Below are 12685 nucleotides of genomic sequence, written 5' to 3'. Positions count from 1 at the left end.
GAACTGCATCCCTTCCACAGGATATTCCCGGTGCCTTATCCCCATTATAATTCCATCTCCGGTCCTGGCCGTGACCTCCAGTTCATCAGGCAAGCTCTCTTCATCCACCACAAGTGAATGATACCTGCCCCCGATTATTACAGACGGCAGCCCTTCATATATCCCGCTTTTACAGTGTATGACCTCTGAAGTCTTGCCGTGTACCGGGCCGGATGGTGAATGTATTACCCTTGCCCTGTATGCCGCAGCAATAGCCTGGTGACCCAGGCATACACCCAATGTGGGTATTTCAGGCCCGAATATTTTAATTATATCAATACAGGTGCCAATATCAGCCGGATTATGCGGATTTCCAGGACCTGGCGAGATCACAATAGCATCAGGCCCAATTATCTCAACCTCGCCCGGGCTTATGGTATTTGGTACCACAACGGTATCGGGCTCGAACATTGACACGTAATCCACCAGGTTCCACACAAAGGAATCCTTGTTGTTCACGAACAAGACCTTCATGCTTTGCCCCCGATAGCTTTCATCATGGCAGCCATCTTCCGCTCGGTCTCATTGTACTCGTATGCAGGGTCCGAATCAGCCACAATACCGGCCCCGGCCTGGATGTATGCCTTCTGGTCCTTCATGATAACCGTACGTATCACAATAGCAAAGTCCGCATTCCCGTCAAGGGAATAGTAACCCACACCGCCGCCGTAGATGCCTCGGGCAGTGGTTTCCATGTCATCGATGATCTCCATGGCCCGTATCTTTGGTGCCCCGGACAGCGTACCTGCCGGAAATATGGCCCTTGCCGCATCGAACTGGTCGCAATCATCACGCAGCATTCCGGTCACTGTGCTCTCAATATGCTGTAAGTGGGAGTACTTCAGTACGCTCATGAAATCTTCAACTTTCACAGTTCCGGGTCCGCTTACCATTCTCACATCATTGCGCCCCAGGTCAACCAGCATCACATGCTCTGCCCGTTCCTTCTCGTCACCCAGCATCTCATGACCCAACTGCTCATCCTCTTCGGGCGTGGACCCACGGGGGCAGGTTCCTGCAATGGGATTGGTTATTAACTTCCTGTTGTGTACAGTCATCAGGGTCTCGGGACTGGCACCTATAATACCTGTACCATCGAACTCTAACAGGTACATATAAGGACTTGGGTTCACCTCACGCAGCCGCCGGTAAAGTTCCACAGGTGTCTGTTCCAGCTTGATCTCATAGCGCCGGGACAGCACCACCTGGAAGATATCACCATCAATGATATGCTGCCTTGCCTTTTTCACAGAATCTTCATATTGTGACCTTGTCATATTACATGAAGGATCATCAATTGGACATACATCATATATTGAGAATTCAACTTTCCCTGCCTGATGCATCAAAGCCAGCATGCTGGCGGCATCTTCAACAGCCTGGTGGTAGATGTATGCGGCATCATCATCTTTCCCGATGAACGGGGTTAACACCACATGTACAGTATCGCCCAGGTGGTCGAAAACAGCGGTTTTACTCACCAGTGCGAACTGGGCATCAGGGAAATCCGACGTATGGGCCTGCTGCCTGTCCAGCCAGCAATCGTACACCAGGTCATAAGCATTGAATCCGATTGCACCGCCCATGAATGTCTGGCGGTCAAAGGATGTACTGTTCAGGAATACTGCACCACTTGCCGGAAATGCCGAGCGTACAGCATCCAGTGTATCATATCCCGGCTTGATCTCACCCTCCTGTCCCTCGCTATTCCCGTTGGTATAGCATACCTTCGCAAGGTTTCCTTTTACATGCTGTATCATGGGAGTCTGTGCAGGATATTCCAGTGTCACTCTCCTATCCTTTACCGTAACCACGGCATCAGGATCAGAACCCACAAAGGAGAACCGGGCATGACGCTGTTCCTTTCCCACAGATTCCAGGAAAGATTCCAGGAGGTACGAATACCTGCATACTCCACTGTTTTGTTCCTTCATGGCACTGTATAACTGGAACGGAGTACAGGGTGCAGGAATCTTTGCACTTAACTGGATTATGGCGGGTCTTTCCCCTGCTGCCAGTTCGCAGAATTGTGTCTCAGTCAGGTCAAGCTGCACGCTGTTCATTGCGTTCGTTGCATTTATTGCATTCATTGAACTAACCTCGCATTATTGATGAACATCATTACTTTATCCTCATCCTTTACACTCCCTGTCTCAACTCCCGATGCTGTATCCACACCATAGGGCCGTACGGTCCTGATAGCATCTGCCACATTACCGAAATTGAGACCCCCGGCCAGTACAACAGGCAGGGACGAGTGCAGGGTAATTTCGGCACTCCTGGCCCAGTCATGGACAGTCCCTGTACCCCCGGTCTTACCGTCTATTTTAGTATCAAGCAAAATTGCATCAACAATATTGTCCAGTTCGTTAATTTCATCTACAGCACTACCCACATCAGTTCCGCCATCAATATGTATGGTCTTGATGAGCTTCACGCCAGTATTCTCCTTGAGGGACCTGAGGTCTTCCTGTGACATGTAACTGTGAACCTGCACGGCATCAGGCTGAACGAAACCGGTTAGTTCAAGGGCATTATCAAGGCTATCCGGCATGCAGACCATCACTGTACTCACAAACGGAGGTGTGGAGTCTACCAGTTCCCTGGCTGTTTCCCTGTCTATCTTTCGCGGCGTACTAACAGGTACCTCGGTGATAAAACCTACCGCATCAGCCCCGTATTTCACAGCCGTCATTACAGAATCCAGGTCTTTCATCCCGCAGATCTTGACCCTGGGGATGGGCAAGGTTTGGTATTGCTGTATCTGGTCATTTTCCGGTTTGTGCATGGAACTTCACAAGACTCCTTCAATCGATTATATCTTATGAGATATATTTTCCAAGCTGTCCTGTGTCGCCTGCCACTTCTACGAAACTTTTCAGCTTCTCCAGAGCTGCACCGCTGTCAATGGTCTGCTGTGCCAGTTCTACACCGTCTTTTATGTCAGATGCCTTACCACCCACGACCAGCGCTGCAGCAGAGTTCATGACCACGATATCCCTTTTTGGTCCTTTCTGCCCCTGTAATATCTTCACAATATCAGCAGCGTTCTTCTGGGGGGTATCGCCCCTGATATCTGCTATTGTTGCCCTGTCGAACCCCAGTTCTTCGGGTGACAGTGAATAAGTCCGGATGTTGCCGTTGTTAAGTTCTGCCACTGTAGTGGTGTCGATGTTGGATATCTCGTCAAGGCCGCTTCCATGTACCACAAAGGCCCGCCTGGTTCCCAGGATTTTTAGTACATTTGCCATGGTCTCGCATAATGACTCATCAAATACGCCTATAACCTGGGACTTGGCATTGGCAGGGTTTGTCAATGGGCCAAGGATGTTGAAGACTGTCCTTATTCCCAGTTCCTTTCTTGGTCCGCCTACACGTTTCATGGATGGATGGAACACAGGGGCAAGCATGAACCCGATGCCTGCTTTTTCTATGGATTCCTCCACCTTTTTTGGCGGCAGGTCTATGTTCACGCCTAGTTCTTTTAATACGTCTGCACTTCCTGATTTTGATGTGATGGAATAGTTGCCGTGCTTTGCCACAGGCACTCCGGCAGCCGATGTGATAATGGCCGAGGCTGTACTGATATTGATGGTGTGGGATGAATCGCCGCCTGTGCCGCAGGTATCAACCAGCGTGCCGCTGACCTTGGGGTTGATGGTGTTTGCGGCTTCCTTCATACCCATGGCCATGCCTGCGATCTCTTCTGCTGTTTCGCCTTTCATTTTGAGGGCTGTGAGGAATGCCCCTATCTGGGCGTCGGTGGCATCAGTGAATATGCTGTTGATGGCTGATCTCGATTCTTCTGATGTAAGGTTTTCTCCGGCTGTAATTTTCTGGATGAATTCGATCATTAATATCACCTATATTTGATGTACAATAATATACATTGTTGTATAAATACGTACAATATATATAAGCTTTATGACATCCAAATAATTATTCGATCTGCTTTATTCTGATTATTTGGTGCGAAATAGTCCTTAATCTCAAGTGTGGCTGAGATAAATCTGTGAAATATCTGTCTACATTAATCTTGTATTATTTCATGCTTAATGCATTGGGCATTCGACCATGGTTGTTTGTTTAGCTCAATATTATTTCAAAAAGGGTTGGAGGGTGAGGCAAAACTATTATACTCTAAAATTCAATTAGGATATTAATGAACAATGTAAAAAACATCCAGGCCATTGTTAAAGGCAATGTCAATATGGTAGGATATAGAAAGTTAGTAGAAGGTTATGGATTATCCAGGGGCTTGGCAGGATATGTTTTTAATATTAGTATAGATACTGTCGGGTTAATGGCCGGTGGGCTGGAATCCGCTATCGATGGATTTATTCAGGATTTAAAAGTGAAGCGACCAGATACGGAAATAAAAACCATAGAAATAAAGGAAGATATTATTTTACCTTCACCTTTTGGCAGGGTTATATCTGGTGATATGCGGGAGATTGGTGAAAGGCTGGACAAAGGTGTTAATATTTTATCTGACCACACAGGGTTACTTAATGACCTGAAAGAAAACACATCAGTATTGACTGAACATACAGGGTTACTTAATGACCTGAAAGAAAACACATCAGTATTGACTGAACATACAGGGTTACTTAATGACCTGAAAGAAAACACATCAGTATTGACTGAACATACAGGGTTACTTAATGACCTGAAAGAAAACACATCAGTATTGACTGAACATACAGAGTTATTGCAAGGCATCAATGACAATTTTAATACATTACCAGAAAGGATTGCCGAAGCAATAGTGAAGAGGTAATTTTACTTCATTTATTTTTATATATAATGTATAACTTACTACACCTTTTTTACAATGTAATAATATATTTTAGAAATTTTAAAATGAAAAGTTTACAAGATTGTAAACCTGATAGCACAGTATATTTTATGATCCTTAAAATATCACTTTTCAGTATACATTATCATAAAACAAACAATTATTATATATGCTCAAACATTAGTGACCACAATAAGAGGAACGGTTGAAAATGAATCAAAAAATGGGTGTCCAGTTCATAGCTGCATTTATGATATTGTCAATGATCCTATCTTCTGTTGCTTATTTCATAGGCTCTGACGATTCAAATGACCAGAATAATGACCAAACAGATATTAATTATCCCGACAATGAGTATTTCAATGTTGGCGGAAAGCAGGTATTCCACAGCTTTAATTCTATTGCAGACGGGCTGCAGATGTCAAACCCGCAAACCTTTGTTGCCCAATTCCTGGATGTGAAATATATCGAGTCCACTGCCCCGGAACTATGGAACGAGCAACTACCCTTGAACCTGACCACTGTTTATGTGCGGAATAAGGTGGAAGTGGACAACCTGTACATGACCTCTTCTAAACATATCTATTTTTCCCAGGACCTCAATAATGAGTTCCTGCTGCTTAGCACTATGACCCCGAAAATAGTATCCTTTGAATATATCGGATTACCTTCAAGTGATAACCAGTACCTTCTCCTGTCACGACTTGATACAACCGGTACTAATGTCATGGGCGAGCCGACAATTTTCACACCAACAAGCGAATCAGCAGAAGCCGTTATATCTATCATTGAAAGCTTTGCTGTTCCACCAACTGCTTATGATGCTTTCAGGCCCGTGCTTAATTATTCTGATGATTATTCCGAATTCCAGGTTGTAAACTCCCGGGTTGGATTTGCGGACCTGTATTACATGGGGTTGCACAGGAATGATGACGGCTCATTTACCAGGACGACGATTTATTATAATCCGTCTGCTGAGAGTGCGGCACATGTTAATGAATTGGCCTTGAGTGGTTCAGAGCGCGGTTTTAGTCAGTATGATGTCACTACAGAGGGGGATATCCTGAAGGTTGTACTTACTGGTGAATTTTCACTTGTTACTGGTGAGGATATTGAATAATTTCTGGATTATATACACCCATTTTTATTTAAAAGATATAATTAAAAGAAATAATATTATTTATATTCCACAAAAACAATAATATGTCCTAATAGTACGTATACCAATTCAAGAATACAATACTTTGACAAAAGCGGGGTCATTAATTGAAAAAATGGGTAATCTTTCTTACGGCAGCAGTACTGGTACAATCATTTGTCATAGCTGATGCCCTTGACAATAAACCTAAGATCCACTCCGAACTTTCCAGGCAGATAGTCATGTCCCAGTCCAATAACAGTGAAGACATGATCCGTGTCATCGTGATAATGAAGGAACAGTATCAAGCACCTGAAGTAAAGGTCCAGGGTCATGTGGATCAGAAACAGCACCGCATGGATACAGTGAATTCCCTAAAGCAAAAGTCTGCTCGAAGCCAGCACAATCTCATTTCCGTTATGCAGGGAAAGGGGGCTGATAAAATGAAGAATGCCAGGCCCCTGTGGATATTAAATGCAATAACATTTGAAGCGACACCTGATGTGATTGAGGAACTGGCAAATCGGGATGATGTGGCCCAGGTCATACCCGATTATGAGGTGCACCTGCTAGAGGAGAGCGTGGTTGTGGATGATGTGGATGATGTGGCGGTACTTGCTAACCTGGTATGGGGTGTGGAAAAGATTAATGCGCCGCGTGTGTGGGATTTAATTTACAATGGCACAAATATCAACGGTACAGGAGTAAATGTTTCAATTATTGACACGGGAATAAATTATAATCACCCAGACCTTGAAAGTAACTATATAGGTGGTTATGACTTTGTCAATGACGATGATGAACCCATGGATGACAACTGGCATGGTACACATGTGGCAGGTACTGTAGCAGGAACGGGGGTTGGTGGAAAAAAGACAGGTGTTGCACCCGGTTCTAATATATTCGGAGTTAAAGTGCTTAATGAAAGTGGTAGTGGATCCTACAGCGATCTTATTGATGGTGTACAATGGTCTATTGACAATGGTGCCGATATTGTGTCATTATCCCTTGGCGGCCCCAATGACTCCTCCATGACCACCATGATAAACAATATTATTGATGCCGGGGTATTACCGGTAATTGCTGCGGGAAACGATGGCCCTGGTGTTTCCACAATCAAATGCCCGGGAGATGAGTTTAATGCAACCACAGTGGGTTCAACCGACAGCAGCGATACTATAGCACCTTACAGCAGCAGGGGGCCTGTGACATGGATTGGTGATAAATATATCAAGCCTGATGTGACTGCGCCTGGTGTTAAAATAAAATCTACATCCTATCATGGTGGATATTATATTAAAAGTGGCACATCAATGGCCACTCCACACGTCTCAGGTGCAGCAGCATTGATACTTCAGGCATTTCCTGATATGACTCCGCTGGAAGTGCGGCAACTGCTGGAAGATACGGCCGTTGACCTGGGTGATGCTGGGAAGGATAACACATATGGTTCAGGAAGGATCGATGTCTTGAAAGCCATTTCCATACAGCCTCCGGCTGTGTCAAATGTATCAATAAATCCAAATTTGACTAATACAGATCCGGTTCTCAATGCTTCTATCTCAGATTTGTTCAATAACATTTCGTACGCAGATTATTTTATTGACTATGACCTGGAAAATTCTACGTTTTTGAGTGCCGTGGACGGAAGCTTCGATTCAAGTTTTGAAAATGTGACCAGGATTATAAATATTTCCAGACTTCCAGATGGAGTCCACAGCATTACCACCAGGGTCAAAGACAGCATGAATAATTGGAATAACCAGACAAATGCCAGTTTTACTGTGGACACCACCGCACCCACATCCACCACCCCATCCACCACCGAGTTTTTCGCAAATACCTCAGCAAGCTTTGACAAGTGGGTACTCACGGACCTGTACCCAGGTTACTACTGGGTCCTGCGAAACGGCACAGAGATAGTCGTCCCTCCCACACCATGGACTAACAACACAAACATCACAGTACCTATTGACACAAACATCAGCCTTGGTGACTTCAACTATACCATACAGTATAACGACACCGCAGGCAACAACGGCACGCAGAATACTGTCATGATCACCATAATCACCATAAGCGACACAAATTCCCCCATACTCTCAGACAACATGCCTTTATCAGGCACAACCAATAAAACTCCCACAATAAGCATCAACGCCACTGACAGAGGGTCCGGGATCAATGCCAGCAGCGCCAATATGACTGTGAATGATATTCAAGTATTACTTTCAAATATAAGCTCCGGATTTACATTCAATTTCACAAATACGACCACAGTGGCATATAACCACGGTGATACCGTAAATGTCACATTCAATGTCTCGGATTACGAAGGGCATTTGAACAGCACATCATGGATGTTCTATATCGACAATGTTGCGCCCACCATCACTATAACTTCCCCCGCTGAAGGCTATTCCACCACAGCAAGCTCGGTCAAAGTCACCTGCATTGTCAATGGTACAGGTTCACCCCCTACCGTGACAGTAAACAGTGTCACAGCAGTGACCACAACCAACAGCACCGTCTTTAACGGTACTTTCAGTGCAACCGCATCCCTCTTTGAGGGCTCAAACCAGATATATGCAAATGTCACCGACGCTGCCGGAAACACAAACAGCACCCTCATCAATGTCACACGTACCAAATCCACCAGTAGTGGCGGCGGTGGCGGTGGAGGCGGCGGCACTTCAGGTGAGGATTTCTATAACATAGCTGAGACCGAGACCCAGCGCGTCCCCATCTTCAAAGGCGACATTGTGAGTTACTTATTCGAGAACACACAAATCCCCATACAGAACATCAAATTCACAGCAAAGGTAAGCGCAGGTAAGGTAGCCTCCAAGATAGAGTTACTACGAAATACATCCACAACGGTAGATACACCCGCACCTGGCAAGGTATATCAAAATATCAACATCTGGGTCGGCAACTATGGCTGGGCGACCGAGAAGAACATAAGAGATATGACCATCAGCTTCACAGTCCCCCTTGACTGGATAAACTCAAATAATATTGAAAAAAGCAGCATTGTGCTCTACCGGTACAATGATGACTCCTGGGAACGGCTGCCTACGTCAGAAACCACAAGAAATGAAAACAGCATAACCTTTACAAGTTCAACACCAGGCTTCTCACCTTTTGCCATCTCAAGTGAAACAATCTCTACCCCTACCGCCATTCCTAAAGCTCACGATACACCTGCATCAATGGCAACCCATAGCTCCAATATCACGTCGAGCTCCCAGACAAATGTAAATGAACTCGGGAACAAAGAAGGTACTATCATGTTGTGGGTCCTGTTCATTATCGTTATCCTGGCAGTCGCAGTAATCATCTTCCTGAAGAAGGATGAAATACTGCAGGGAATAAACAATATGAGACAGCAGCGAGGACGATAGTTATATTACCTATCGTGTAATAGATGGGTTCGAATCATACCTGAATAAATAATTCAGCTTACGATCACATAATAAACCGATGAATAATGACGGACATTAACCTGTCCGGAAGGAGATTTGAAAATCATGGCACAAGCAATATTTGTAAAATTTGACGTTCCTGCTGAACTTGAGAACAGTGCACTCGAAGCACTTGAACTTGCAAGGGACACAGGTAAAGTACGTAAAGGGACGAACGAAGCCACAAAAGCAGCAGAGAGAAGTACAGCCAAGTTGATATATATCGCAGAAGATATTAATCCCCCTGAAATAGTGGCCCATCTGCCGCCCCTGTGTGAGGAGAAAAATATCCCTTATATCTATGTAAAAAAACAGGAAGAACTGGGTGCTGCCTGCGGTCTGAAAGTGGGCTGTGCTGCGTCAGTTATCCTGGAAACCGGCAAATCCAAAGACCTGGTCGATGATGTGGTCAACAAGACCCAGGCATTGAAGTAGGAACAAGATCATGTCAGAAAATTTAGGTTTTCCGGCCGAGATCATTGAGATCGTGGGCAATACCGGCATGCACGGTGAAGCTCTCCAGGTCCAGTGCAGAATTCTTGACGGCAGGGACAAGGGCAGGATCATCACCCGTAATTGTGTGGGGCCCATAAGGGTAGGGGATATCCTGATGCTGCTTGAGACTTCAAGAGAAGCAAAGAAACTCAATACACGGTGATCCTGATGGAAACACGTAAATGTTCGTTCTGCAAAGGGGACATCGAAATGGGTACAGGCAAGATGTTTGTCAAAAAGGACGGTAGTACATTGTATTTCTGTTCAAGCAAATGTCAAAACAACATGAAACTCGGCAGGATTCCCAGACGTGTTGAGTGGACCGATGAGTACAGGAAACTGAAAAGCAAATAATTTCATATTTTTTTTACTATCAGGTCGGAATTTAAATGCAGCTATCATACGTTATGGTGAAGCCGGACGGGGTACAGCGCAATCTTGTGGGTGAGGTCATATCCCGCATGGAAAAACGCGGATTGAAGATACTTGCCCTTAAGATGTACACGATCCCTGAAGAGACTGCCAGAGCCCACTATGCAGAACATGAAGGAAAGCCTTTCTTCCAGTCACTGCTGGACTTTATTACCAGCGGGCCATCGGTGTCCACAGTTTTCCAAGGGAAAAACGCAGTATCAGTGATACGGACAATGGTCGGTGCCACCAACCCATCAGAAGCGGCGGCAGGTACTATCCGGGGCGAATTTGGCCTGGATACGGGGCGGAATATTGTCCATGCTTCTGATTCTACCGAATCTGCAAAACGCGAAATTAGCATTCATTTTAGTGAATACGAGATATCAGAATATTTGCGGATAGATGAACAGTGGCTTTACGAATAACTTAATGATAGATGGTTTCACTGGCCTATCTATCTTGAGTACAGTATTATTGATGCATATCTTTAAATTGTGTCAAGAACAATTTGTTATACACAGTTAAAATATTTTAGCAAGGGGGATATCCAGTGGCTAAATCAGTTGCTAAAGAAAAGAACCTCCGGACACCAATAGTATGTGTTATGGGTCATGTGGACCACGGTAAGACCAGTCTTCTCGATAAGATAAGGGGCACAGCAATCGTAGACGGTGAAGCCGGAGCTATTACCCAGCATATCGGTGCAACTGAGGTTCCCCTTGATGTTATTAGCAGGATATGCGGTTCTGTCCCAAAAGGCAAGTTCAAGATACCGGGATTGCTTTTTATTGATACTCCCGGACATCATGCATTTACCACCCTTCGCTCCAGGGGCGGAGCACTGGCAGACCTGGCAATAGTGATCGTGGACATCAATGAAGGATTCCAGCCCCAGACCATCGAAGCTATCAACATCCTGAAACGTTACAAAACACCATTTGTGATAGCTGCCAACAAGATCGACAGGATACATGGCTGGGACCCGCATCCTATGTCATCCTTCATATCTTCCTTCAATAAACAGCCCGAACATATCAGGTCAATACTTGATACGAAATTCTACGAGATAGTAGGTAAAATGTATGAACTCGGATTCAGTACCGACCGTTATGACAGGATTCGGGACTTCCAGAAAACCATTGCAATAATACCAATTAGTGCAAAAACAGGCGAAGGATTACCTGATATACTTATGGTCCTGCTGGGCCTGGCCCAGAAATTCCTTGAATCCAACCTGGAATACCATGCTACTGGTCCGGGTGTAGGTGTAGTGCTTGAAGTAAAAGAAGAACGCGGACTTGGTATAACCCTTGATGCCATCCTGTATGACGGGGAGATTCGGGTAGGGGATATGATAGCTGTGGGTACCCTGGCCGAACCCATAGTGACCAGGACCAGGGCTTTGTTAAAACCAAGACCCCTCTCTGAGATCCGGGCAGAAGAGAAGTTCAAGCAGATAAAGCATATAACAGCTGCAGCAGGACTGAAGATTTCAGCACCCATGCTGGATAATGCAATATCCGGTGCACCCATAAGGGTGGTGACCAGGGAAAATACTGATGAGATATCAAAAGAGATCATGTCAGAGATAGAGCAGACCAGGATCGAGACCGACAATGTAGGGGTCATTATCAGGGCTGATACCATAGGCAGCCTTGAAGCACTGGTCAATGAACTGAAAAGCCAGGAGATCCCTATCAGGAAGGCAGATGTGGGCAATATTTCCAGACGGGATATTATTGAGGCCAAAGCCCTGGATGATCCGTTATACTCAGTTATCCTTGGTTTTAATGTTGATATACTGCCCGATGCACTTGATGAACTCCAGAAAAGCGATGTCAAACTCTTTATGAGCAGTGTTATCTACCAGCTTGTTGATGATTATGAAGAACATGTGGACGAACAGACTGAAATGACAAAGAAACAAAAGAGTGAGGCTGTCATAAGACCGGGCATGTTCAGATTACTGCCAGACCACACATTCAGGCAGAGCAAACCTGCTGTAGTGGGCGTGGAAGTTGAAGGCGGCATCATCAGGACCAGGCTGAACGTGATGAACGAGAAAGGTAGCCGGATTGGTTTTATCAAGGGTATACAGGAGAACGGCGAGAATGTGGGTGAGGCAAGGTATGGCGCACAGGTGGCATTGTCAATTGAAGGCCCTATCGTTGGCCGCCAGATCAATGAGGGAGACCTGCTCTATATCGAAGTACCTGAAAGACATGCAAAGATCGTAGAACAGGAACTTATTGAATCACTTAATCCGGATGAAATTGAAACACTTGAAAAGTTCCTGGAGATCAAGCGAAGAGGCAAACCATTCTGGGGCAAATGAGA

General features: G+C 45.2%; 12 protein-coding genes. 8 read left to right on the top strand and 4 right to left on the bottom strand.

Going from position 1 to position 12685, the window contains the following annotated elements; translation table 11 throughout:
* The 4 genes from HF974_12340 to trpD form a co-directional block, all read right to left on the bottom strand.
* A partial coding sequence (locus HF974_12340; GenBank protein ID MBC2699098.1) for an aminodeoxychorismate/anthranilate synthase component II occupies positions 1-513 on the bottom strand: 513 nt, incomplete at its 3' end.
* Positions 510-2102 carry an anthranilate synthase component I gene (gene trpE / locus HF974_12335; protein MBC2699097.1) on the bottom strand — a complete coding sequence of 531 codons (1593 nt, stop codon included), beginning with the start codon at positions 2100-2102 and terminating at the stop codon, positions 510-512. The genes HF974_12340 and trpE, both read right to left, overlap by 4 nt.
* Before the next feature lie 23 nt (positions 2103-2125).
* A complete protein-coding gene (locus tag HF974_12330) occupies positions 2126-2827 on the bottom strand; it encodes a phosphoribosylanthranilate isomerase (GenBank protein MBC2699096.1) in 702 nt (233 codons plus the stop codon).
* 34 nt (positions 2828-2861) lie between these two features.
* Positions 2862-3893 carry an anthranilate phosphoribosyltransferase gene (gene trpD / locus HF974_12325; protein MBC2699095.1) on the bottom strand — a complete coding sequence of 344 codons (1032 nt, stop codon included), beginning with the start codon at positions 3891-3893 and terminating at the stop codon, positions 2862-2864.
* A gap of 308 nt (positions 3894-4201) precedes the next feature.
* Between trpD and HF974_12320 the strand changes: the two genes are divergently transcribed.
* From HF974_12320 to infB, 8 genes are all read left to right on the top strand, one after another.
* Positions 4202-4819, top strand: a complete 618-nt coding sequence (locus tag HF974_12320; protein MBC2699094.1) for an acylphosphatase — start codon at positions 4202-4204, stop codon at positions 4817-4819.
* Positions 4820-5048: 229 nt separating this feature from the next.
* A complete protein-coding gene (locus HF974_12315) occupies positions 5049-5957 on the top strand; it encodes a hypothetical protein (GenBank protein ID MBC2699093.1) in 909 nt (302 codons plus the stop codon).
* Positions 5958-6103: 146 nt separating this feature from the next.
* Positions 6104-9379, top strand: a complete 3276-nt coding sequence (locus HF974_12310; GenBank protein MBC2699092.1) for a S8 family serine peptidase — start codon at positions 6104-6106, stop codon at positions 9377-9379.
* A gap of 126 nt (positions 9380-9505) precedes the next feature.
* Positions 9506-9874, top strand: coding sequence for a 50S ribosomal protein L7ae (locus tag HF974_12305; GenBank protein ID MBC2699091.1), 369 nt, complete (start codon positions 9506-9508; stop codon positions 9872-9874).
* A gap of 10 nt (positions 9875-9884) precedes the next feature.
* The gene (locus HF974_12300; GenBank protein ID MBC2699090.1) at positions 9885-10097 is read left to right on the top strand and encodes a 30S ribosomal protein S28e; all 213 of its coding nucleotides are present in this window, start codon (positions 9885-9887) and stop codon (positions 10095-10097) included.
* Positions 10098-10102: 5 nt separating this feature from the next.
* Positions 10103-10288 (top strand): 50S ribosomal protein L24e, encoded by a 186-nt coding sequence (locus HF974_12295; GenBank protein ID MBC2699089.1) that lies wholly within the window; start codon positions 10103-10105, stop codon positions 10286-10288.
* Positions 10289-10323: 35 nt separating this feature from the next.
* On the top strand, positions 10324-10773 hold the full coding sequence (gene ndk, locus HF974_12290) for a nucleoside-diphosphate kinase (GenBank protein ID MBC2699088.1): 450 nt from the start codon (positions 10324-10326) through the stop codon (positions 10771-10773).
* A 179-nt stretch (positions 10774-10952) separates the two neighbouring features.
* The gene (gene infB / locus HF974_12285; GenBank protein ID MBC2699087.1) at positions 10953-12683 is read left to right on the top strand and encodes a translation initiation factor IF-2; all 1731 of its coding nucleotides are present in this window, start codon (positions 10953-10955) and stop codon (positions 12681-12683) included.
* The last annotated feature ends 2 nt before the right edge of the window (positions 12684-12685 follow it).

Source organism: ANME-2 cluster archaeon (genome assembly GCA_014237145.1).
GTDB lineage: Archaea > Halobacteriota > Methanosarcinia > Methanosarcinales > Methanocomedenaceae > Methanocomedens_A.
Note: the sequence above shows the minus strand (reverse complement) of the source record. Positions and strands in the feature narration are given on the sequence as shown.